Raw genomic sequence first — 22,176 nt, forward strand, 5'->3', positions numbered from 1 at the left:
ATTATTCTATAAAAATTCAGCTATTAAAGCTGCCGGGCAGGCCGCTCGATGAATCCGGCACACCAGCCCAAGCCTAAAATGCAGGTAAACAGCATGGCATTGGTGGGCACCTGCAGGTTGAAATCCACCAGGCTGTGCAACAGTGCAGCGCAGCATGCCATCATCGTAGAGAAAGCCAAGCCTTTGGCTAGCGCAGATTTTCTGTTTCTCAGTACCACAATTGTACGTGCTAAGACACACAGAACAAGTGCGGCGAACAATGAAATGCCGATAAATCCATGATCTGTAAGTAACTCTACATAATCGTTGTGGGCGTGATCGTAGTAGTTGTTTACAGTGGCTGGTTTGTATGTCGGGAATATTGTATAGAATGTGCCGGCACCCGTGCCGGTGAGCGGGTAGTCTTTGATGATGTTTGCTGCGTAATCGGCAGGCAGCATGCGTGCCTCTACCGATTCGTCGCGTGGCCATTCCGGGCTGTTTTCCTGGCCGCGTATCATGGCACTAAGCGTGGCGCTGTTTTTGCTCAGCGCGGTATTGCCTATGCGCTCGGCTACCTTGTCTAGCCCTACCCAGCTACCCAGTACCACGATATCGATAATCACCACGCTGGCTACCAGCCACAGCAGGTTTTTGTTACGCGGTTTTACCAGTGCCAGGTACACGGCCATGCTGGCCAGCAGGGCGGTAAAAAAGGCGGCGTTGCCCATGCGCGATTTGGTGAGTACCAGTGCAATCACAATCACAATCAGCCCCAGGCGCAGCAGCATCTTGCGGCTTTCCACAAAGGCCAGCAGCTTGTTGAGCTGCTGCTTCCAGCCACCGTTTTGCTGGGCGGCGGGCTCCGCCATGATCAGCCCTAGCCCGAGGCACAGCGTCATTACCAGGTAAAAGGCGTAGTGGTTGTGGTAGGTAAAAGTGCCAATGGTGCGCACATGGTGCAGGGCAAAGTAGAACAGGGTGTAGTCTGCATTAACCGAGTACAGGTAGATGCCGGCTACGGCCTGAAAAATGCCGGCCAGCACCAGTACCAGCAATAGCTGCTTTATCAGCCGGGCGGACTGCAGGGCAAAGTACTGGATAAACACAAAGGCGGATGCATAGCACAGGGTCAGCGTGGCATAGAGCTGGGTGTTGAAACGGTCTAGCGACAGGCTGCCCTGGCCCTGCCAGATGGTGGCCAGCCCGGGCGACAGAGTGGCCAGCCAGCTGGCAGGCAGGGTAAGGGTTTGTATGGTTTGCAGTAGGCCAATGCCTGCCAGGCAGGCCAGGGGGAGCTTGCTGTGGCTGATAGCCTGGCCTAGCTGCTGGCGGCTGCTGTCACTGGTTAGCAGCAGGCCCCATATGGCCAGCAGGCCGGGGGCGATAATCAGCAGCACCCATGATCGGTTGCCACCTAGCGGCAGTGGCATCAGTACCAAGGTAAGGCAAAACAGCCACCAGGCCAGATTGGGCAGGTGCGGTATCCGCAGCATGCGGTTTCTCCATCAGCAATCGGCAATAAAAAACCGAACTTGCGTTCGGTTTTTTGTGTAGCACCGTCGGTTCAGGCTTAGCTGCGGCTTACGCTGCTACCGCCGCCACCGCCCAGAGTCGGGCTGGAAGGGAAGGACAGGGCAGGATTATTGCCAAACGTACCGATACCGTTAGCCTGAGCCTGAGCCTGGGCCGGGCCGGCAGCGGTAGGCGATACTACGGTGTTCAGGTCCACGTTTTGTGCCAGTGCTACTTGTACCAATGTTGCAGCGTCGGCACCAGCGGCTTGCAAGCTTGCGATGGCTACTTGGGGTGTAACACCTGCAGCAACTAATGCACTTGCAATTGTTTGCGCATCAACACCTGCTTGCATCATTGCTTTGGCAATGTCTGCAGGGCTTGCGCCAGCTGTAACTGCAGCAGCAGCTACCACTGAACTGTCAAGCTTTGCAGCTATAGCTTGAGTAATCAGTTCACTTACCGACTCGCCTTTCGCTACCGCTTCAGCAATCTGTGCCTGTACTTGAGCCGGAGCCATGTCGGCAGTAAAAGTGGCTGCAAACGACACCGATGCCACCAAGGCTGCAGCAAGAATGAATTTCTTGGTCATGGTTGAATCTCCTGCTCACTAGAGCATGAACTTATCTATATGCTTGCATGATACGGTGGCAAAACCGAATTGGCAAGGCAGGATGGCAATAAATTTCCCCTGCGCGCACCGGTTAAAAGCTTGTTTACATTAATATTTTTTATATTAAATTGTTGCTGCAAAGTGACGGGGTTTTTTATTAAGCAGTTGTGTGTTGATGCGCTGTCATTACGGGTGTTTAGCCCTGCCAGGCGTGTGCTAGCCGTGAACCCGGGGCCCGGCCCAGCGCGGCAGCAATATAGTGCGAGGCAGCCACCAGCCGGCCCATGTCCACACCGGTGTGGTAACCCAGGCCGTGTAGCAGATATACCACATCTTCGGTGGCCACATTGCCCGACGCGCCCTTGGCGTACGGGCAGCCGCCCAGGCCGGACACCGAGCTGTCAAAGGTGCGTACGCCGGCTTGCAGCGCAGTGTGGATGTTGGCGATGGCCATGCCGTAGGTGTCGTGGAAGTGGCCGGCCAGCTTGGCTACCGGCACTTGTTCGCTCACCGCGTCCAGCATGGCGGTCACTTTATCCGGCGTGCCCACACCGATGGTGTCGCCCAGCGAAATCTCGTAACAGCCCATGTCGTACAGCGCGCTGGCCACCTCGGCCACCTTGCGCGGCGCGATGGCGCCTTCGTACGGGCAGCCCACCACGCACGATACATAGCCGCGTACGCGAATGTTGGCCGCTACCGCGCGCTTCATCACCAACTCGAAGCGCTGCAGGCTCTCGGCGATGCTGGCGTTGATGTTTTTCTGGCTAAAGGCCTCGCTGGCGGCGCCAAACACGGCAATTTCGCGCACGCCGGCTGCCAGTGCCGCATCCAGGCCCTTGTCGTTGGGCACCAGTACCGGGTAGTTCACCGTGCCATCCAGCTGCAGCGCCTGCAGCACCTCGGCGCTATCGGCCATCTGCGGCACCCACTTGGGCGACACAAATGCGCCGGCTTCGATGTTCAGCAGGCCGCTGGCGGCCAACCTTTGGATCAGCTCGATCTTTACCGCTAGCGGGACGGTCTGTTTTTCGTTCTGCAGCCCGTCGCGCGGGCCTACTTCCACGATTTTTACGTGTGTCATGTCGGTTTTCCTCACGCGCCCGCTGCTGACGGGCGCAGATCATTCAATAGCGGCTGCGGTAGCCAAAACGCGCCAGCCACAAGCCGGCCGCGATCCAGCCCGCGCGCACAAGCAGCCGCGCCAAGCCGGGCGGGGTGACCCAGCACATCAGATGGATAAAGCTGCCGAGTGCACCTAGTCGCCTCGGCCACGCCGGGTCGGGTGGCAGCAGCTGCAACCACGCCCACAGCCCGGAGTTTGGTGGCCTGGCATCCCAGACCTGCCATAACGCAAACAGGTGGTACGCCGCTAAAGCCAGGCCGGCCAAGGTAACTAGCCAGCCAAAGGTGTATCGATTCATTTAGTAGGGGCAACACGATGACGATGATCACCATGTTAGCCCAATGGCATTAGTCCGCCTCGAAATCAACCAGCTCGTCGCCGTCACCGACCTGTTCGCCAGCGGCAAAGTAGAACGCCTTCACCACACCGTCGGCCGGGGCGTTGATGGTGTGTTCCATCTTCATCGCTTCCAGGATCAGCAGCGGCTCGCCCTTGGCGATGCGGGCACCGGCTTCGGCTACCAGCGCGACCACACGGCCTGGCATCGGTGCCTTGAGGTGGGTTTCACCGTGTACGCCGCCTTCGGTAAAGGCGTACGGGTCCACGTAGTCCACTGCCACGCGTTCGCCATCGGCAAACAGCACGCGCTGGCGGGCGTGGCGTACCACCGTGGCTGCCAGCTGCTTGCCGTCCAGCGTCACGCGCAGTGTGTGGCCGTGCAGGCTGGCCTGGGCTTGCAGCGTGCTGCCTGCAGCATTGATGCGGTAGCCGTTGCTACTGTGCTGTAGCGTCACGCTGTGGCGGGTATCCCCCAGCTCGAAACTGACGCTGCGGTCGTGGCTGCCGTTCAGGCGCCAGCCGGCAAGCGTGGCAAAGGCATCATCGCCACCGGCTTGGCTGGCCAGCACTTCGGCCAGCGCCAGCAGGGCGAGCTGTGCCGCGCTTGGTGCGGCAGGCACGGGCAGCAGGCTGTCGTGGTGGCGGGCGATCAGGCCGGTGTCTACGTTGCCGCTGGCAAAGTCCACGTTGGCCGCAATGCGGCGCAGGAAACGGATATTGGTGGTGACGCCTACTACCTGGTAGGCAGCCAGCGCCGCGTCCAGCTGCTGTAGTGCGGCTTCGCGGTTTTCGCCCCACACGATCAGTTTGGCGATCATCGGGTCGTAGAACGGGCTGATGCTATCGCCCTGCAGCACGCCGGTATCCACGCGTACGCTGTCGCTTTCCGGTGGCGGCACCAGGTGCACCAGCGTGCCGGTGGCCGGCAGGAATCCTTTGTCCGGGTCTTCGGCGTAGATGCGCGCCTCGATGCTGTGGCCGTGAATCTGCAGCTGGTTTTGTGCCAGCGGCAAAGCTTGGCCGCTGGCCACTTTCAGCTGCCACGCTACCAGGTCCTGGCCGGTGATCATCTCGGTGACCGGGTGTTCTACCTGCAGGCGGGTGTTCATTTCCATGAAGTAGAACTGGCCGCTGTCGACATCCATGATGAACTCGACGGTGCCGGCGCCCACGTAGCCGACGGCGCGGGCGGCGGCCACGGCGGCCTCGCCCATGGCGCGGCGGGTGTCGGCCGGCAAGTGCGGGGCCGGCGCTTCTTCCAGCACTTTCTGGTGGCGGCGCTGTACCGAGCAGTCGCGTTCGAACAGGTACACGCAGCCGCCCAGGCTATCGGCAAACACCTGGATTTCCACGTGGCGCGGGCGGGTCAGGTATTTCTCTACCAGTACCTTGTCGTCGCCAAAGCTGGCGCGCGCCTCGCGCTGGCAGCTGGCTAGCGCGGCCTCGAAGTCGGCGCTTTTCTCCACGATGCGCATGCCTTTGCCGCCACCGCCGGCGCTGGCCTTGATCAGCACCGGGTAGCCCATGGCGTCGGCCTGCGCCTGCAGGAAGGCGGGGGCCTGTTCGTCGCCGTGGTAGCCGGGCACCAGCGGCACGCCGGCTTTTTCCATCAGTGCCTTGGCGGCCGACTTGCTGCCCATGGCGGCAATGGCGCTGGCCGGCGGGCCGATGAAGGCGATGCCGGCGGCTTCGCACGCGGCGGCGAAGTTTTCGTTTTCCGACAAAAAGCCGTAGCCGGGGTGCACGGCCTGGGCACCGCTCTGGCGCGCAATGTCCAGGATCAGCTCGGCCTTCAGGTAAGACTCTGCCGCCGGGGCCGGGCCCAGGCGCCAGGCTTCGTCGGCCAGCTTCACAAAGCGGGCGCCTGCATCGGCGTCGGAGTACACCGCCACAGTACGGATACCCATGGCGCGGGCGGTCTTGATGACGCGGCAGGCAATTTCGCCGCGGTTGGCTATGAGGATCTTGCTGAACATAGGGCGGTTTACCTCGGGGGCGGCCGGCGCAGGGTTGGCCGCAACGCGGCTGGCGCATGGGGTAGGGTAGGCGTGCATGATGTGTCCTGTCTGGCCACGAAGCCCACGCAAGTCACGGCAGGCGGGTGCCACGCGCACCTGTCAGGCTGCGCGTTCTGCGCTGCGCTGGCGCGCTTGTCCGTGTCTTGCGTGTGTTTTCGTGGCAAAAATCATTGCCAGCTCGGCGGGCGCTTTTCGAAGAAGGCGGCCAGGCCTTCGCGGGCTTCGTCAGTAATGCGGATGGCGGCAATGCGGTGCGCGGTGTCCGACAGCAGCTCGTCATCCAGCGGCGAGCTGTCGTGCAGGCAGCCCAGCAGGTCTTTGGCGGCGGCCAGTGCGTGCGGTGCGCCTTTGCATAGCTCGGCGGCGATCTCGGCGATGCGGCTATCCAGCGCGTCCTCGGCCACCACTTCGTGCACCAGGCCGATGCGCAGCGCGGTGGCGGCGTCGATGCGCTCTGCGCTCAGGAAGTAACGCCGTGCCTGGCGCCAGCCGATGGCATCGGCCACGTAGGGGCCGATGGTGGCCGGAATCAGGCCCAGCCGCACTTCGGTGAGCGCAAAGCGGGCGGCGTCGGTGGCCACGGCGATGTCGCATACGGCGGTGAGGCCGGTACCGCCGGCCAGCGCGGCGCCATGAATGCGGGCGATCACCGGTTTCTTGCTGCGGTAGATGCCCTTCAGCATGGCGGCCAGCTTGTTGGCGTCTTCCAGGTTCTGCGCCTCGGTGTAGCCGGCGGCGCGGCGCATCCAGTCCAGGTCGGCGCCGGCCGAGAAGCTCTTGCCGTAGCCGGCCAGTACGATCACGCGCACGGCGTCGTCACGGTTCAGCTCGCGGAAGGCGGCGCTCAGGTCGGCGATGAGGTGTTCGTTCATCGCGTTGTGCAGCTCGGGGCGGTTCATCCAGACGGTGGCCACCTGGCCGCTGCGGGTGATTTCCAAAGTGCTGTAGTTCATTTGAAAACCCTCTCATTTTTTGCCACGGAACCACACGGAGAGCACGGAAAAAGGCGAATGCAGCTTCGAGCCGGTCTTACGGGTTCGGGTTTGCTTCTGTGCCTTCCGTGTGTTTCCGTGGCTAAATAAAAATTACATGCGGAACACGCCGAAACGCGTGCTTTCTACCGGTGCCGACAGGCTGGCTTCCAGCGCCAGGCTCAGTACCTCGCGCGTTTGTGCCGGGTCGATCACGCCGTCGTCCCACAGACGGGCGCTGGCGTAGTAGGGGTGGCCCTGTGCTTCGTACTGTTCGCGTACCGGTGCTTTCAGGGCTTCTTCCTGCTCGGCGGTAAACGCATCGCCCAGCTGCTCTTTCTTTACCTGTGCCAGTACGCCAGCGGCTTGCTCGCCGCCCATTACCGAAATGCGGCTGTTGGGCCACATCCACAAAAAGCGCGGGCTGTAGGCGCGGCCGCACATGCCGTAGTTGCCGGCGCCGAAGCTGCCGCCAATCAGTACGGTGAACTTGGGCACGCTGGCGCAGGCCACGGCGGTGACCAGCTTGGCGCCGTCCTTGGCAATGCCGCCGTTTTCGTATTTCTTGCCCACCATGAAACCGGTGATGTTCTGCAGGAAGACCAGCGGAATGCCGCGCTGGCAGCACAGTTCGACAAAGTGCGCGCCCTTCAGCGCGGACTCGGAAAACAGGATGCCGTTGTTGGCGATGATGCCGACGCGGTAGCCGTTGAGGCGGGCAAAGCCGGTAACCAGCGTGGTGCCATAGTTTTGCTTGAATTCGTCGAAGTCGGAGTCGTCCACCAGGCGGGCGATAATCTCGCGCACGTCGAACGGTTTTTTGCTGTCGGCGGGGATGACGCCGTACAGCTCCTCGGCCGGGTAGCGTGGTGGCAGCGGTGCGGCGCGGTCCAGCCGGCCCTGCTTTTGCCAGTTCAGGTCGGCTACGATGCGTCGGGCAATGGCCAGCGCGTGGGCGTCGCTTTGCGCCAGGTGGTCAGCCACGCCACTGATGCGGGTGTGCACGTCACCACCGCCCAGCTCTTCGGCGGAGACCACTTCGCCGGTGGCGGCTTTTACCAGAGGCGGCCCGCCCAGGAAGATGGTGCCTTGTTCTTTGACGATGACGGTTTCGTCGCTCATCGCCGGCACGTAGGCGCCACCGGCGGTGCAGCTGCCCATCACTACCGCAATCTGCGGAATGCCGGCGGCCGACAGGTTGGCCTGGTTGTAGAAGATGCGGCCGAAGTGTTCGCGGTCGGGGAAGACTTCGTCCTGCAGCGGCAGGAAGGCGCCACCGGAATCCACCAGATAAACGCAGGGCAGGCGGTTTTCGCGGGCGATTTCCTGCGCGCGCAGGTGCTTTTTCACCGTCATCGGGTAGTAGGTGCCGCCTTTGACGGTGGCGTCGTTGGCCACGATCAGGCAGTCGATGCCGCTGATGCGGCCAACCCCGGTGATGACGCCGGCACCCGGTGCATCGTCGTTATACATGCCGAAGGCGGCCAGCTGCGACAGCTCCAGAAACGGCGAGCCGGCATCCAGCAGCAGGTCGATGCGTTCGCGCGGTAGCAGTTTGCCTTTGGCTACGTGCTTGTCGCGTGCCTTGTCGCCGCCACCCAGCGCGGCGCGGGCCACTTTGGCTTTCAGGTCGGCGACGATGCTGCGCATTTTGTCGGCGTTGGCCTGGAAATCGGCCGCGCGCGGGGACAGTTTGGATTCGATGATGGGCATGTTGTAGACCCTGTTATTTTTGCCACGGAATCACACGTAAAACACGGACTGAAAGGCCCGGACTGATGCAGACGCTAGCTAATCACTGCGCTGGGGGCGTGCTTTGCTTTCCGTGTTTTTTCGTGTGCTTTCGTGGCTGAAGAATAGTCTTTGAAGGCTTAGCGGGTTTCGGCCATCAGCTCGCGGCCGATCAGCCAGCGGCGGATCTCGCTGGTGCCGGCGCCGATCTCGTACAGCTTGGCGTCGCGCAGCAGGCGGCCGGTGGGGTATTCGTTGATGTAGCCGTTACCGCCCAGGCACTGGATGGCGTCCAGCGCCATCTGGGTAGCGCCTTCGGCGGCGTACAGGATGGCGCCGGCGGCGTCTTTGCGCGTCTGGCGGCCCGATTCGCCACGGTCCAGCGCCTGGCCCACGGCGTACACGTAGGCACGGCTAGCCGACAGCTTGACGTACATATCGGCCAGTTTGCCCTGCATCAGCTGGAAGTCGCCGATGGCCTGGCCAAACTGCTTGCGGTCGTTCAGGTAAGGCACCACCACGTCCATGCAGCCTTGCATGATGCCCAGCGGGCCGGCGGCCAGTACGGCGCGTTCGAAGTCCAGGCCGCTCATCAGCACTTTCACGCCGTTACCTTCGCCGCCCAATACGTTGGCCGAAGGCACGAAGCAATCATCAAAGAAAATGGGGTAGGTGTTGGAGCCGCGCATGCCCAGCTTGTCCAGCTTGCTGCCGTGGCTGAAGCCGGCAAAGCCTTTTTCCACGATAAAGGCGGTAATGCCTTTCGGGCCGGCGTTGATGTCGGTTTTGGCGTACACCACCAGGGTGTCGGCGTCGCCGCCGTTGGTGATCCACATCTTGCTGCCGTTGAGCTTGTAGCCGCCGTCCACCTTGTCGGCGCGCAGTTTCATGCTGACCACGTCGGAGCCGGCGTTGGGTTCGGACATCGCCAGCGCGCCGATATGGTCGCCGCTGATCAGCTTGGGCAGGTATTTCTGGCGCTGTTCGTCGTTACCGTTTTTGAAGATCTGGTTCACGCACAGGTTGGAGTGGGCGCCGTAGGACAGCGCCACCGAGGCGCTGGCGCGGCTGATTTCTTCCATGGCGATCATGTGCGCCAGGTAGCCCATATTGGCGCCGCCGTATTGCTCGGAGACAGTAATGCCCAGCAGACCCAGGTCGCCGAACTTCTTCCACAGGTCGGCCGGGAACAGGTTGTCGCGGTCGATCTCGGCGGCGCGCGGTGCGATCTCGCTGGCGGCGAACTCGCGCACTGCTTCACGCAGCATGTCGTAGGTTTCGCCAAAGTCAAAGCGCAGGCTGCTGTACATGTTTTCTCCTCCGTGCCCGGGCGGGCGGCTGTCTCGGTGTGCCTCTCGTGCTGTGTGCCGAGTGACCCTTGTATTGATAGGCGGTTTTCCGCCTGGGTATGGTTTTATGTTGACTTACGCTTACGTTAACGTCAATACAAAATGACAGGACCATCCCGCAGGATGGCAAAAAATGGCTCAGCTTGTGGCTTCTCTGCCAGTGACGGTGTCGATTACCTGGCGGCAATGGCCCTCCAGGGTGACGATTTCGGCTAGTACGGCATCAATATCGTGGCGCTGTTCTTCCAGCTGCTTCTTGCGCTCGGACAGGAGTTGCAGCAGCTTTAGCGACTGGCTGGCTTCGTCGCGTGCCAGCTCGTACAGGTCGAGGATCTCGCGGATCTCGGACAGCGCCAGGCCAATGCGCTTGCCGCGCAGGATCAGCTTGAGCCGGGCGCGGTCGCGGTGGGTAAACAGCCGCTGGCGTCCTTCGCGCTGCGGTTCGATCAAACCCTGTTCTTCGTAAAAGCGGATGGTGCGCAATGTGATGTCGAAATCGCGTGCCAGGTCGGAAATGGTAAAGAGGCGGTCGTCGCTCATGATGGTTCCTGTTGTTCTGCCGCGATTGTAGCGTTTTTTGCTCACCTTGCCCGTGGCGTGCTTGAGTTTACGTTAACGTAATAGTAAGTTTCACGCACAAAGACAACAGCATTCACCGGAGACTACGCCATGACCCGCTCGCCCAGCTACGTGCACGGCACCAGTGCCACCCCGCTTATCGGCCAGACTATCGGCCAGTATTTCGACGATGCCTGCCGGCAGTATGCCGCGCGCGACGCGCTGATCGTGCGTCAGCAGAATGTGCGCTGGACCTACGCCGAGTTTGGCGAGCAGGTTACGCGGCTGGCCTGCGGCCTGCGCCGGCTGGGCTTGCAGCCGGGCGAGCGGGTAGGGATCTGGTCGCAGAACAATGTGGAATGGGTGCTGATGCAGTTTGCTACCGCCAAGGCGGGGCTGGTGCTGGTCAACATCAACCCGGCCTACCGCCGCAGCGAGCTGGAGTACGCGCTGAACAAGGTAGGCTGCCGCGCGCTGGTGCTGTCGCCCAGCTTCAAGGGTAGCGACTACCTGGCCATGGTGGCCGACCTGGCGCCGGAGCTGGCCGCCAGTGCGCCGGGCCAGCTGCACGCCGCGCGCTTGCCCGAGCTGCGCTGGGTGGTGCGCATGGGCGACGATGCCACGCCGGGCATGCTGAACTTTGCCAGCCTGCTGGCGGATGCCAGCACTGAAGAGCGCGCAGGGTTGGCCGCTACCGCCGCCACGCTGCAGTTTGACGACGCCATCAATATCCAGTTTACCTCCGGCACCACCGGCAGCCCCAAGGGCGCCACGTTGACGCATCACAACATCCTCAACAACGGCTTTTTCGTCGGCGAGGCCATGCGCCTGGGCCCGGACGACCGCCTGTGCATCCCGGTGCCGCTGTACCACTGCTTCGGCATGGTGCTGGGCGTGCTGGCCTGCGTCACCCACGGCGCGGCCATGGTATTCCCTAGCGAAGCGTTCGAGCCGCTGGCGGTGCTGGAAGCGGTGCAGGCGGAGCGCTGTACCGCGCTGCACGGCGTGCCCACCATGTTTATCGCGGTGCTGGACCACCCGCGCTTTGCCGAGTTCGACCTGGCTACGCTGCGGACCGGCATTATGGCCGGTAGCCCGTGCCCGATCGAGGTGATGAAGCGGGTGGTGGCGCAGATGCACATGGCCGAGGTCACCATCGCCTACGGTATGACCGAAACCAGCCCGGTAAGCTTCCAGAGCCATACCGACACGCCGCTGGAGAAAAAAGTGGCCACCGTTGGCCGCATCCACCCGCACGTGGAAGTGAAGATCGTGGATACCAACGGCCGCATCGTGCCGCGCGGCGACACCGGCGAGTTGCTGACGCGTGGCTATTCGGTGATGTTGGGCTACTGGGGCGACCCGGCCAAAACCCGCGAAGCCATCGACGACGCCGGCTGGATGCATACCGGCGACCTGGCGGTAATGGACGATGGCGGCTACTGCAATATCGTCGGCCGCGTGAAAGACATGGTGATCCGCGGTGGCGAAAACATCTACCCGCGCGAGATCGAGGAATTCCTCTACCGCCACCCCAAGGTGCAGGACGTGCAAGTCATCGGCGTGCCGGATGCCAAATACGGTGAGGAGCTGTGCGCGTGGATACGCCTGCGCGAAGGCGAAAGCTGCAGCGCCGAGGATATTCGCGCCTTCTGCGACGGGCAGATTGCCTACTACAAGATTCCGCGCTACATAGAGTTTGTCGACAGCTTCCCCATGACCATCACCGGCAAGATCCAGAAATTCGTGATGCGCCAGCAAATGAAAGAAAAACTGGGGCTGGACGAAGCCAGAACCGCCTGATGCCGTGCGGCCAACCCCGCCCGAGACGGTAATGCCAGTCAGTTAGCCGAATATCTTTGGTTTTCAAGTAGAAGGACGTGGGTGAGGCGCCCCATCCCGTTGGCGCAAGCCGGTCTAAATGGTGCGCCCCAGGGTTGTGCTGAACGAATCGAAGATTCGCACGCGCAAGACGCCGATTTGTTTGAGCTCCGAGCCGTTAGCGATCTGCGTGCAAATCTTTGATTTGCTCCGCGATGCGAGTTCGGCGGCGCCTGGGGTGTGCCAATTTGATCGGGGTTTCGAGCAGCCCTGGGTTGCGGGGTCTGCGTGCGAATCTTTGATTCGCTCAGCGATAGAAAAGGGGGCGGCAATCCGCCCCCTTTCCCGTCCTATTCCCTCGCGACGCTGCGCTTGCCTCGCTCGGTCACGGGCGGAACCGGCATCTAGTCATCGTCCGCATCGCGGACACAAAAGCACTACTGAACGCAGCAAACGCCTAGCCAAGAAGACGCCAGTCCGCGTTAACTGAACAGCATTGCGCCCGAGGCGGGGTTTTTTGTGCTGTCACAATTCTGTGGCAGCGTGGATACGCTACAATGCGCGCCATACTTTTGGAGATTGCATCATGACCGTATTCAACGACGCCGACCTGACCCGTCTGGAAACCCTGCTGACCCCGCTGTCGCAAGCTGGCACCACCATGCGCCCCGATGAAGTGCAGGGTTTCTTTACCGCGCTGGCCTGTGGCCCGGATCGCCTGGGTGTGGACGAGTGGCTGGATGATGTATTGGGTGATGCGCCAGCATTTGAAAGCGCCGAGACCGAAGCCGAAATCCGCGCGCTGCTGCAAAAATTCTACGATAGCGTGGCCGCAGCGCTGGCCGAAGGCGAGCTGCCGGAACTGGTGCTGTATAGCGCCGACGACAGTGACGAGCCGGACTTCCGCCCATGGTGCAATGCCTACATGTACGCGCTGGACGTGGTGCCGACCGACTGGTTTGAAGCGGCCGATGACGAAGGCTTCGAAGAGCTGCTGATGCCGGTGATGGCACTGGGTGGCATGTTCGATGCCGAAGAAGGCGAAGCGCCGCTGATGCAGTTCAGCGCCAGCGAGCTGGAAAGCTTCAAGGGCGAGCTGGACGACGCCGTAGTGGCAGTGCACAACTACTGGCGCGCCAAAGAAGCGGCGCCGGTTACCGTGCGTAACGATGGCAAGGTTGGCCGCAATGACCCGTGCACCTGCGGTAGCGGCAAGAAATACAAAGCCTGCTGCGGCCGCAACTAAGCGCCGCAACCGTACCTGAAAGCCCCGCGTAATGCGGGGCTTTTTGTTTGTGGCGTGGGCTAGACTGCAGTATCACCTGTTGTGGAGTCTGGCCATGAAACTGGGGCTGGAAGAAGTGTTGACCCTGCTGGCTGCCATCGAGCAGGACTACCCATGGCTGACGGAAGAGTTGCCGTTTGACGAGAATGCCCTGCGCCGGCTGGTAGTGGCCGACTTGCTGGAGCGCGATGCCATGCTGCAACAGCAAGGCGTAAGTGCAGAAGACCGGCAGCTGGTGTACCTGGTGTCGACGGCGCGCCTGGTGCTGGATAATCTGCTGCTGTATTTGCGCTTGATGCGCCATGAAACGTTGCCGGACGAGCAGCTGGCCGAAGTGCGCCAGCTGATGCAGCGCCTGGCGCGTGGCGAGGGGCGGCTGTAGCACGCCCAAAAGCAACAAACCCCGCCTGTTGCCAGTGCGGGGTTGTGTAGTCAGCGGCTGAATCAATGAGCCAGGCTGATGTAGGCGTCGCCTTGATAGCTGGCGCTGGCAATGCCCAGCGCGGAGCGGAAAGTTACCAGAAAACGGCGGCCGATCTGGCGGATGGCAACAACTTCAAAAGCAACAGTACTGTTATCAAGCTCTTGGGTGACACAGTCACCCGGTTTCAATTCATTAATTTTCATTGGATTCCTATAAGACACAGCCGGAACCCGGTTGTGTCTTTTTCAATAGCGGCGTTTGGCAGGCGGCAAGCCTTCCATCTTCGCCGTTGGATGGCGGAAGTTAATGCGGCCTTTGGTCAGATCGTAAGGCGACATTTCTACGGTAACGCGATCACCCACCAGCACGCGAATACGGTGCATTTTCATTTTGCCGGAGCCATAGGCAAGGATTTCCACATTGTTATCGAGCCGAACGCGATAGCGCGATTCCGGCAGCATCTCGATGACAACACCTTGCAGTTCGATCATGTCTTCTTTAGACACAGTGTCTCCTTCCGGATGAGGGGTGAGCCCGGTCAAATCACGCAAAGCACAAAGTCTTGCGCCGCCGGGCGGCGGTTTGCATCGTTTAAACCTTAAGCGGGAAATTGCTGTGCGGAGTGGTAACAGCAGTTAAAGCAAGGCAGGTTTGGTGATGTGCGCCAAACCAGAAAATGAGGCAAAAATCAGTGTAAGGGTAAATGCATGATTTGTCTAGAAAAACTTTTACTACCATTCATGGTGGCCGCGCTGGCCGGTGTGCAGCCCACCCATTATACCGTTTGTCAGACAGAAAGCTCAGGGCGCGCCAGCTCAAAGCGCTGGCGGGTGGTGCAGTAGCTGTCTCCCCCCATTTTTCCTATTACATCAAGCTGTTCCGCCGAGAGTTGGCCGTGTTGCAGCAGCGCATCGTCTACGGCAATGCCCAGTACATCCAGTAGTACGATCGTGCCGCCTTGTGCTTCGGTGCTGATGTGGAGCTGCTGGCGCAGGCGGCACGCCAGCTGTACCGGGGCACCGGCTACCCCCGGGGTGGCCAGCCAGGGCAGGAAGCTGCCTTCCAGGCCGGCCGCGGCGAGCTCGCTGACTTCGTACGGGTAGGGCGCGCAGCTTTGGTTCATGGCGTCGGCCTGGGCGTGGCTAACAACATTGACCACGCATTCGCCATTGGCTTGCAGGTTGCGCAGGGTATCCTTGATCTGGCCGTCCCGCGGGTTGACCTGGGTAAAAAGTAACACCGGCGGCTTGATGCTGGCCACGGTAAAAAAGGAAAACGGCGCCAGGTTGATAACGCCTGCCGGGCTGCGTGTGCTGATCCAGGCAATAGGGCGTGGGCTAACCGCGTGTGTGAGCAGCTGATAGACAGTTCGGGTGTCCAGTGTGGCGGTATCAAATAACATGGCAGCGTGTCCGTGGCCGGGTAGGCCATGATTCTATCAGCCCATGCTCTTGCTACCGGCCTTGCTTTGGCGGAGCAGACCGTGAATAACGATAAAAACATCCTTATCGAGCCCGGCATGAGTGACCCCCTGACGATTGTGCAAGCCAATATCACTGTCTGCTGGGTGGCAGCCAGTGGCTGGGCTGTGGCTGGCATGGTGCTGAAAATGGCGCCTACCGTGGCTCGCCGTTTTTTCCTGTGCGATTTTCTGATGGGCCTTAGCCTGCTCTTGACGCTGCAGCGTGACGGCATGGCACCCGTGTGGCTGGCTTACCCGTTTGCCGATGTTTTGGGGCTGCTGGCGCTGTGTAGCCTGCGCTTGGGTATCCGCTATTTTGTACGCCGTGATGGTAGCGGGGTAGCAGAAAGCCTGGGTGTGGTTGTGCTGGGTGGGATTTTGTTGCTTAGCCAGCCATACGGGCGCATGCCGGGCTTTCATGCGGTGGTGTATTCCTTCACTGCCGCATGGCTATTGTTGCGCGCCACCCAGGATGCCTTGTCGCACGAGCAACAGCACTTTACCCCCGGCGCGCGGGCGCTGGTGGTCAGCCCGCTGGCGGCGGTGGGGGGCTTGTTTGTACTGCGCGCACTGATGGTGTTGGGGGGCAATGTGGCTACCGCGTCGGTTGCGTCAACCGAGCCTTTCAATGTGGTGTTCCTGCTGGTGGGGCTGGTGCTGAATCTGGCAGTGAACATCGCCATGGCCGGCGTCGTCACCATGCGCCTGATCGGCAAGCTGGAATACCTGTCGATGACCGACCCGATGACCGGTGCGCTGAACCGGCGCGCTTTCAGTATCAGCCTGAAGCAGCAGCACAGCGTGGCGCAGCGTGGCATGCCGTATTCGCTCTGTGTGCTGGATGTCGATCACTTCAAGCATATCAATGACCAACTGGGCCACGCTGCCGGCGATGCGGCCATTGTGCACTTGGTGACGGTATTGCGTAGTGTGTTGCGCGAGCAGGACTTGCTATGCCGCGCAGGCGGCGAGGAGTTTTGCATACTGCTGCCGGATACCAGTGAGCAAGGTGCAACCGCGGCGGCTAACCGGCTGCGCATCGCGCTGGAGCAAACGCCTTTTGTGTGGGCCGAGACACGTTGGCCGCTTACCGCCAGCTTTGGCCTGGCAGTGTTCGCGCCTGGCAAGGATGACCCTGAAACCCTGCTGCAGCGCGCCGACCGTGCGGTCTACCGCGCCAAGGAACGCGGGCGAAACCAGGTGGTATTGCTGTAGTGGCCGGCGTGGCCGCATGAAAAAGCCCCCGGCTAGCGGGGGCTGTGTGGTTTTGGTGTGCCGGTTTAGAAGGCAAACTGCCCGTCTTCCAGCGACATCAATGGCTTGGCACCGCCCTTGATGGTGGCTTTCAGGCTTTCCACCTCGGGCAGCAGCTTGGCAAAGTAGAAGCGCGCTGTAGCGATCTTGGCTTTGTAGAAGTCGTCGCTGGCACTGTCCAGCTTGGTGTAAGCCACTTCGGCCATGCGCGCCCACAGCCAGGCATAGGTCAGGTGGCCCACCAGGCGCAGATAGTCGGTGGCGGCGGCGCCGGCTTCGTCACGGTCTTTCATGGCCGCCATGCCGATGCCCATGGTGACATCGCCTACATCTTTCAGCAGCTTGGCCAGTGGGCCTACGAACTCGGCCAGCTGGGCATTGCCTTCGTTCGCCTGGCAGAACTTGTGGATCTGCTTGGTGAATTTGCGCAGCTTCTGGCCTTGGTCCATCAGCACTTTGCGGCCCAGCAGGTCGATGGCCTGGATACCGTTAGTGCCCTCGTAGATTTGCGAGATGCGGCAGTCGCGTACCAGCTGCTCCATACCCCATTCGCGGATAAAACCGTGGCCACCGAATACCTGCATGCCCAGGTTGGCCGCAGTGTAGCCGTTGTCGGTCATGAAGGCTTTGGCTACCGGGGTCAGCAGGGCTACCAGGTCGGCGGCTTCGGCGCGGGCGTCGGCGTCCGGGTGTTTCTCTTCGATATCCAGCTGCAGCGCCAGCAGGGCGGCCAGGGCGCGGCCGGCTTCGGTGTAGGCTTTTTGCGTCAGCAGCATGCGGCGTACATCCGGGTGCACGATGATGGGGTCGGCGGCTTTTTCCGGGAACTTGGCACCGGCCATGGCACGCATTTGCAGGCGGTCGCGGGCGTAGGTCAGCGCACCCTGGAACGAGGCTTCACCAATACCCAGGCCTTGCATGCCGCAACCCAGGCGGGCGGCGTTCATCATGGTAAACATGCAGGCCAGGCCTTTGTTCGGCTCGCCAATCAGGTAGCCTTTGGCGTCGTCCAGGTTGATCACGGCTGTCGCGTTGGCCTTGATACCCATTTTGTGTTCCAGGCTGCCGCAGTACACGGTGTTACGGCTGCCGTCGGCGTGGAATTTGGGCACGATAAACAGCGAGATGCCTTTGACGTCTTTAGGGGCATCAGGCAGGCGCGCCAGTACCAGGTGGATGATGTTGTCGGCCATGTCATGCTCGCCGGCCGAGATGAAGATCTTGGTGCCGGTGATGCTGTAGCTGCCATCGCCATTAGGCTCTGCCTTGGTTTTCAGCAAGCCCAGATCGGTGCCGCAGTGCGGCTCGGTCAGGCACATGGTGCCGGTCCAGCTACCGTCCACCAGGTGCGGCAGATAGGTCGCTTTCTGTTCATCGGTACCGTGGGCGTGGATGGCGGAATACGCACCATGCGACAGGCCCGGGTACATCGACCAGGCGACGTTGGCCGAACATTGCATTTCGATGATGGGGAAAGACAGTGTTTTGGGCATGCCCTGGCCACCGTAGGCCGGGTCACAGTCCAGTGCGGTAAAGCCCAGCTCGCAGAACTGCTTGTACGCTTCCTTGAAGCCTACCGGGGTGGTAACCGACTTGGTCGCCGGGTCGAAGTTGCAGCCTTCTTCATCGGCCTGGCGGTTCAGTGGTGCCAGCTCGTTTTCGCAGAATTGTGCGGCGGCTTCCAGGTAGGAGCTGAAGATATCCTGGGTGGCTTCTTCGTAGCCAGGCAGGCCGGGCAACACTTCCTGAACTTTGATCAGCTCGTTCAGGACAAAGTCGAAATCGCGCAGGGGAGCTTTGTAGCTAGGCATGTCGTATCTCCAGTGTTGTCGCAGCCCGCTGGCGGTGCTGCATCCTCGTGTTGGCCGCTTGTGGCCTGTTGGTGTTGTACTGCCGCGTTCGGGCAAGTGAGGGTGATTATAGAAGCAGTTCAAACGCTTGTTTTAATTTTTTCAGACTTTTTTATTACACTAGGAAAAAACATGAAAACAGATAAGCCATGTCAAAACTGAAACGCTGGGTGCGCGGCAAGATGCAGCACATTCACGGCTGGGTGCAGCAGCCCGGTATGGCGTGGCTGAAGCCTTATCTGGACAGGGATGAGCTGTGGTACGTACAGCGGCGCAAGGTGGCGGGGGCGGTGGCCGTGGGGATGTTTGCCGGCCTGATGCCGGGGCCCACCCAGATGTTAGCCGCCGGCATGCTGGCGTTGTATTTTCGCACCAATCTGCCTGTGGCCTTGTTGTGTACCCTTTATACCAACCCCTTGACCTATCTGCCGCTTTACTTCGTGGCCTACCGTCTGGGCAAGCTCTTACTCGGGCAGAGCGACACCGTTACAATGCCTGCCATACCGGATGGGTCGTGGCATGACATCACGGCCTGGGGGCCGCAGCTGCAGGCCTGGCTGGCGGATTATGGCCAGCCCTTGTTGCTGGGCGTGCCGGCGCTGGGTTTGCTGCTGGCGGCCTGCGGCTATGTGCTGGTAATGGTGCTGTGGCGTGCCGCCGTGGCGAGGCAATGGCGTAACAGAAAGAAAAACAGTGGATCTCACCGAAAAGCAGCTCGCTAGCGAACAGGTTTTTGAAGGGCGCTTCCTGAAGGTACGGCGCGACACGGTAAGCCTGCCGGACGGCAAGCAAGCGTATCGCGAGTTTATCCGCCACCCGGGGGCGGTGGCGGTGCTGGCGCTAAGTGACAATGGCGAGCTGGTGCTGGAGCGCCAGTTCCGCTACCCGGCAGGGCAGGATTTTATCGAGATACCTGCCGGTAAAATCGACCCGCAGGAAGACCCGGCGGATACCGCCAAGCGCGAACTGTGGGAAGAAACCGGTTTTATCGCAACGCAATGGCGTTATCTTGGCAAAGCCTACCCGTGTATCGGTTATGCTGACGAGGTGATTCATTACTATCTGGCCACCGGGTTGACGCAAACCCCCCGCCAGCTGGACGAAGGCGAGTTTCTGGAAGTGATGCTGCTGCCAGCCAAAGAAGCGCAAGCCATGTCGCTGGATGGCCGTATTACCGATAGCAAGACGCTGGTCGGCCTGCACTGGTTGGCCGCATGGCAACAAGGAACCCTGTCAGGTGAAGCCATTTGACACCCACTATCACGACCGCCGCGTAGGCAGGCGCCTGCGCATGGGCTGCCGTGCCAAGATGAAATCGCTGCATACCGGTGAAACGCACTATGGCGAGTGTGTGGACTTGTCGGTAGACGGCATGGCCATACGCTGCATGTATGTCCCGCAACATGGCGAGCGGCTGGAGGTGGTCGTGATTGTGCCGGGTGTGGGCAATATGCCGATGAAGCCACTGGAGGCGGTGGTAGAAGTGCGGCGCTGTAACGAAGTAGAGCGTGGTAGATTGTACGAGATTGGCACGCGCATTCTGGATCGCAAGCCATGACAAAATAATTTTGCAGTAAAAAGCACAAGGCCGGCAGCATGCCGGCCTTGTGCTTTTGCAGATGCCAGACATACCAGTACGCAGTGAATGAATATTTAAGTGTTTGAAAAATAATGGGATGCTGTTTTTTTGATATTTGCTGTGAAGAAGCCATTACTGGGTAATGGCTTTTTTATATCCTGTTTTGCATAACGATAGCTTTAGATTTTGTACTTGCCTTTTTTTTGCTGTGCTATACCCAAACCAAGAACAGGTTTTCCGCGTCAGCAGACTAATAGGCAAGGGGAAGCAGGGTGCTCCGCACCATGGCGACTTGCTTGCCTCTAACAGGAGGGTCACGCCATGAGCCCGGACATCTTCAGCCACTACGCATCCCGCTACGATCGCACCCGCGAAGAAGAATTCACCATCCAGGAGTACCTGGATATCTGCAAGCGCGAGCCACTGGCCTACGCCAGCGCGGCGGAACGCATGCTGATGGCCATCGGCGAGCCGGAGGTCATCGACACCCGCCACGATACCCGCCTGTCGCGCATCTTCAGTAACAAGATGATCCGCGTCTACCCGGCGTTCCGCGAGTTTTACGGCATGGAAGAGGTCATCGAGCAGGTGGTGGCCTACTTCCGCCATGCCGCACAGGGCCTGGAAGAGAAGAAACAGATTCTCTACCTGCTGGGCCCGGTGGGCGGCGGCAAATCGTCGATTGCCGAAAAGCTCAAGGAGCTTACCGAGCGCGTGCCGTTCTACGCCATCAAGGGCAGCCCGGTAAACGAGTCGCCGCTGGGCCTGTTCAACTTTGAAGAAGACGGCGCCATCCTGGAAGACCAATACGGCATTCCGCGCCGCTACCTGCGCGCCATTCCCAGCCCATGGGCAGTCAAGCGCCTGCACGAGTTCAATGGCGATATCAGCCAGTTCCGTGTGGTGAAACGCTACCCGTCGGTACTGAAGCAAGTGGGCGTAGCCAAGACCGAGCCAGGCGACGAAAACAACCAGGACATCTCCAGCCTGGTAGGCAAGGTGGACATCCGCAAGCTGGAAAGCTACGCCCAGGACGACCCGGACGCCTACAGCTATAGCGGCGGCCTGTGCCTGGCCAACCAGGGCCTGCTGGAATTCGTGGAAATGTTCAAGGCGCCGATCAAAGTGTTGCACCCGCTGCTGACCGCCACCCAGGAAGGCAACTTCAAGGGTACCGAGGGTTTTGGCGCCATTCCGTTCGACGGCATTGTGCTGGCGCACAGCAACGAGAGCGAATGGAAGCAGTTCCGCAACAACAAGAACAACGAAGCCTTCCTCGACCGTATCTACATCGTGAAGGTGCCGTACTGCCTGCGCGTGTCGGACGAGATCAAGATTTACGACAAACTGGTGCGCAACTCCTCGCTGGGCGGTGCGCCGTGCGCGCCGGGTACGCTGAAGATGATGGCGCAGTTTGCCGTGCTGTCGCGGCTGAAAGACCCGGAAAACTCCAGCCTGTACAGCAAGATGCTGGTGTACGACGGTGACAACCTGAAAGACACCGATCCGAAGGCCAAATCGCACCAGGAATACCGCGACTTTGCCGGCGTGGACGAGGGCATGAACGGCCTGTCTACCCGCTTTGCCTACAAGATCCTGTCCAAGGTGTTCAACTTCGACCACACCGAAGTCGCGGCCAACCCGGTACACCTGATGTACGTGCTGGAACAGCAAGTAGAGCGCGAACAGTTTCCGGCAGAGCAGGAGCAGAAATACCTGACCTTCCTGAAAGAGTACCTGGCGCCCAAGTACGTGGAGTTCATCGGCAAGGAGATCCAGACCGCCTACCTGGAAAGCTATAGCGAATACGGCCAGAACATTTTTGATCGCTACGTGACCTTTGCCGACTTCTGGATCCAGGACCAGGAATACCGCGACCCGGACACCGGCGAGAACTTCGACCGTACCTCGCTGAACGCAGAACTGGAAAAAATCGAGAAGCCGGCAGGCATCTCCAACCCGAAAGACTTCCGCAACGAGATCGTCAACTTCGTGCTGCGCGCCCGCGCCAACAACGCCGGCAACAACCCGGCCTGGACCAGCTACGAGAAGCTGCGCACCGTGATCGAGAAGAAAATGTTCTCGAACACCGAAGAGCTGCTGCCGGTGATCAGCTTCAACGCCAAAGCCAGCGCCGACGAGGCCAAAAAGCACGAAGACTTTGTCAACCGCATGGTGACCAAGGGTTACACGCCCAAGCAGGTGCGCCTGCTGTGCGAATGGTATCTGCGGGTGCGCAAGTCATCCTGAGCAGTACGCGGCACCAGGTTGGCCGCAGCGATGCGGCCAACCTGTCACCGTG

The 22,176-nt window shown here is 60.6% G+C and carries 20 protein-coding genes and 1 pseudogene; 8 read left to right on the forward strand and 13 right to left on the reverse strand.

The annotated features are described in order from the left end of the window. Positions 1-23: 23 nt before the first annotated feature. The 9 genes and pseudogenes from PQU95_RS02790 to PQU95_RS02825 all read right to left on the reverse strand — a co-directional run bounded on the left by PQU95_RS02790 (position 24) and on the right by PQU95_RS02825 (position 10,181). Positions 24-1,475 (reverse strand): O-antigen ligase family protein, encoded by a 1,452-nt coding sequence (locus PQU95_RS02790; RefSeq protein WP_272750586.1) that lies wholly within the window; start codon positions 1,473-1,475, stop codon positions 24-26. Between the two features lie 77 nt (positions 1,476-1,552). Further along, complete coding sequence (locus PQU95_RS02795; RefSeq protein WP_272750587.1) at positions 1,553-2,086, reverse strand: hypothetical protein; 534 nt, start codon at positions 2,084-2,086, stop codon at positions 1,553-1,555. A gap of 217 nt (positions 2,087-2,303) precedes the next feature. Next, positions 2,304-3,191 (reverse strand): hydroxymethylglutaryl-CoA lyase, encoded by an 888-nt coding sequence (locus PQU95_RS02800; protein WP_272750588.1) that lies wholly within the window; start codon positions 3,189-3,191, stop codon positions 2,304-2,306. Between the two features lie 389 nt (positions 3,192-3,580). Continuing rightward, the gene (locus tag PQU95_RS18560; RefSeq protein ID WP_441374513.1) at positions 3,581-4,258 is read right to left on the reverse strand and encodes a biotin/lipoyl-containing protein; all 678 of its coding nucleotides are present in this window, start codon (positions 4,256-4,258) and stop codon (positions 3,581-3,583) included. Beyond that, a pseudogene (locus PQU95_RS18565) lies at positions 4,235-5,548 on the reverse strand (acetyl-CoA carboxylase biotin carboxylase subunit); the annotation flags it as partial. The gene PQU95_RS18560 and the pseudogene PQU95_RS18565, both read right to left, overlap by 24 nt. A gap of 209 nt (positions 5,549-5,757) precedes the next feature. After that, a complete protein-coding gene (locus PQU95_RS02810) occupies positions 5,758-6,543 on the reverse strand; it encodes an enoyl-CoA hydratase/isomerase family protein (RefSeq protein WP_272750590.1) in 786 nt (261 codons plus the stop codon). Positions 6,544-6,675: 132 nt separating this feature from the next. Beyond that, on the reverse strand, positions 6,676-8,274 hold the full coding sequence (locus PQU95_RS02815; protein WP_272750591.1) for a carboxyl transferase domain-containing protein: 1,599 nt from the start codon (positions 8,272-8,274) through the stop codon (positions 6,676-6,678). Between the two features lie 158 nt (positions 8,275-8,432). Next, positions 8,433-9,602 carry an isovaleryl-CoA dehydrogenase gene (locus PQU95_RS02820; RefSeq protein ID WP_272750592.1) on the reverse strand — a complete coding sequence of 390 codons (1,170 nt, stop codon included), beginning with the start codon at positions 9,600-9,602 and terminating at the stop codon, positions 8,433-8,435. Positions 9,603-9,779: 177 nt separating this feature from the next. Beyond that, entirely contained in the window at positions 9,780-10,181 is a 402-nt protein-coding gene (locus PQU95_RS02825; RefSeq protein ID WP_272750593.1) for a MerR family transcriptional regulator, read from the reverse strand. 129 nt (positions 10,182-10,310) lie between these two features. Here PQU95_RS02825 and PQU95_RS02830 point away from each other — a divergent pair, with 129 nt between their 5' ends. The 3 genes from PQU95_RS02830 (at position 10,311) to PQU95_RS02840 (ending at position 13,687) form a co-directional block, all read left to right on the forward strand. After that, on the forward strand, positions 10,311-12,002 hold the full coding sequence (locus PQU95_RS02830) for an AMP-binding protein (protein ID WP_272750594.1): 1,692 nt from the start codon (positions 10,311-10,313) through the stop codon (positions 12,000-12,002). A gap of 604 nt (positions 12,003-12,606) precedes the next feature. Next, positions 12,607-13,266, forward strand: a complete 660-nt coding sequence (locus tag PQU95_RS02835; RefSeq protein ID WP_272750595.1) for a UPF0149 family protein — start codon at positions 12,607-12,609, stop codon at positions 13,264-13,266. Between the two features lie 94 nt (positions 13,267-13,360). Continuing rightward, a complete protein-coding gene (locus tag PQU95_RS02840) occupies positions 13,361-13,687 on the forward strand; it encodes a hypothetical protein (protein ID WP_272750596.1) in 327 nt (108 codons plus the stop codon). A gap of 62 nt (positions 13,688-13,749) precedes the next feature. On the opposite strand, the gene PQU95_RS02845 is transcribed toward PQU95_RS02840, so the two are convergent. From PQU95_RS02845 to PQU95_RS02855, 3 genes are all read right to left on the reverse strand, one after another. After that, positions 13,750-13,932 carry a hypothetical protein gene (locus PQU95_RS02845; protein ID WP_147685740.1) on the reverse strand — a complete coding sequence of 61 codons (183 nt, stop codon included), beginning with the start codon at positions 13,930-13,932 and terminating at the stop codon, positions 13,750-13,752. A gap of 42 nt (positions 13,933-13,974) precedes the next feature. Continuing rightward, positions 13,975-14,235, reverse strand: a complete 261-nt coding sequence (gene infA / locus PQU95_RS02850) for a translation initiation factor IF-1 (protein WP_038297484.1) — start codon at positions 14,233-14,235, stop codon at positions 13,975-13,977. Positions 14,236-14,516: 281 nt separating this feature from the next. Next, positions 14,517-15,131, reverse strand: a complete 615-nt coding sequence (locus PQU95_RS02855) for a flavin reductase family protein (protein ID WP_272750597.1) — start codon at positions 15,129-15,131, stop codon at positions 14,517-14,519. Between the two features lie 81 nt (positions 15,132-15,212). Between PQU95_RS02855 and PQU95_RS02860 the strand changes: the two genes are divergently transcribed. Continuing rightward, entirely contained in the window at positions 15,213-16,406 is a 1,194-nt protein-coding gene (locus tag PQU95_RS02860) for a GGDEF domain-containing protein (protein ID WP_272750598.1), read from the forward strand. Between the two features lie 65 nt (positions 16,407-16,471). Here the strand turns inward: PQU95_RS02860 and PQU95_RS02865 are convergent, their stop codons facing one another. Then, positions 16,472-18,256: an acyl-CoA dehydrogenase C-terminal domain-containing protein gene (locus PQU95_RS02865; RefSeq protein ID WP_272750599.1), complete on the reverse strand. Its 1,785-nt coding sequence runs from the start codon at positions 18,254-18,256 to the stop codon at positions 16,472-16,474. Positions 18,257-18,444: 188 nt separating this feature from the next. Here PQU95_RS02865 and PQU95_RS02870 point away from each other — a divergent pair, with 188 nt between their 5' ends. The 4 genes from PQU95_RS02870 (at position 18,445) to PQU95_RS02885 (ending at position 22,124) form a co-directional block, all read left to right on the forward strand. Beyond that, positions 18,445-19,017 (forward strand): DUF2062 domain-containing protein, encoded by a 573-nt coding sequence (locus PQU95_RS02870; RefSeq protein ID WP_272750600.1) that lies wholly within the window; start codon positions 18,445-18,447, stop codon positions 19,015-19,017. Beyond that, positions 18,989-19,546 carry an NUDIX domain-containing protein gene (locus PQU95_RS02875; RefSeq protein ID WP_272750601.1) on the forward strand — a complete coding sequence of 186 codons (558 nt, stop codon included), beginning with the start codon at positions 18,989-18,991 and terminating at the stop codon, positions 19,544-19,546. The genes PQU95_RS02870 and PQU95_RS02875 overlap by 29 nt, the downstream gene beginning before the upstream one ends. After that, entirely contained in the window at positions 19,533-19,853 is a 321-nt protein-coding gene (locus PQU95_RS02880; protein ID WP_272750602.1) for a PilZ domain-containing protein, read from the forward strand. Before PQU95_RS02875 ends, PQU95_RS02880 begins: the two co-directional genes overlap by 14 nt. 342 nt (positions 19,854-20,195) lie before the next feature. Next, a complete protein-coding gene (locus PQU95_RS02885; protein WP_272750603.1) occupies positions 20,196-22,124 on the forward strand; it encodes a PrkA family serine protein kinase in 1,929 nt (642 codons plus the stop codon). The last annotated feature ends 52 nt before the right edge of the window (positions 22,125-22,176 follow it).

It is taken from the genome of Vogesella aquatica, from assembly GCF_028548455.1.
Classification (GTDB): Bacteria; Pseudomonadota; Gammaproteobacteria; order Burkholderiales; family Chromobacteriaceae; genus Vogesella; species Vogesella aquatica.

Coding starts and splice junctions, on each gene's coding strand:
- PQU95_RS02790 (WP_272750586.1), bottom strand. CDS start 1,475: ATGCTGCGGATACCGCACCTGCCCAATCTGGCCTGGTGGCTGTTTTGC.
- PQU95_RS02795 (WP_272750587.1), bottom strand. CDS start 2,086: ATGACCAAGAAATTCATTCTTGCTGCAGCCTTGGTGGCATCGGTGTCG.
- PQU95_RS02800 (WP_272750588.1), bottom strand. CDS start 3,191: ATGACACACGTAAAAATCGTGGAAGTAGGCCCGCGCGACGGGCTGCAG.
- PQU95_RS02810 (WP_272750590.1), bottom strand. CDS start 6,543: ATGAACTACAGCACTTTGGAAATCACCCGCAGCGGCCAGGTGGCCACC.
- PQU95_RS02815 (WP_272750591.1), bottom strand. CDS start 8,274: ATGCCCATCATCGAATCCAAACTGTCCCCGCGCGCGGCCGATTTCCAG.
- PQU95_RS02820 (WP_272750592.1), bottom strand. CDS start 9,602: ATGTACAGCAGCCTGCGCTTTGACTTTGGCGAAACCTACGACATGCTG.
- PQU95_RS02825 (WP_272750593.1), bottom strand. CDS start 10,181: ATGAGCGACGACCGCCTCTTTACCATTTCCGACCTGGCACGCGATTTC.
- PQU95_RS02830 (WP_272750594.1), top strand. CDS start 10,311: ATGACCCGCTCGCCCAGCTACGTGCACGGCACCAGTGCCACCCCGCTT.
- PQU95_RS02835 (WP_272750595.1), top strand. CDS start 12,607: ATGACCGTATTCAACGACGCCGACCTGACCCGTCTGGAAACCCTGCTG.
- PQU95_RS02840 (WP_272750596.1), top strand. CDS start 13,361: ATGAAACTGGGGCTGGAAGAAGTGTTGACCCTGCTGGCTGCCATCGAG.
- PQU95_RS02845 (WP_147685740.1), bottom strand. CDS start 13,932: ATGAAAATTAATGAATTGAAACCGGGTGACTGTGTCACCCAAGAGCTT.
- PQU95_RS02855 (WP_272750597.1), bottom strand. CDS start 15,131: ATGTTATTTGATACCGCCACACTGGACACCCGAACTGTCTATCAGCTG.
- PQU95_RS02865 (WP_272750599.1), bottom strand. CDS start 18,256: ATGCCTAGCTACAAAGCTCCCCTGCGCGATTTCGACTTTGTCCTGAAC.
- PQU95_RS02870 (WP_272750600.1), top strand. CDS start 18,445: ATGTCAAAACTGAAACGCTGGGTGCGCGGCAAGATGCAGCACATTCAC.
- PQU95_RS02885 (WP_272750603.1), top strand. CDS start 20,196: ATGAGCCCGGACATCTTCAGCCACTACGCATCCCGCTACGATCGCACC.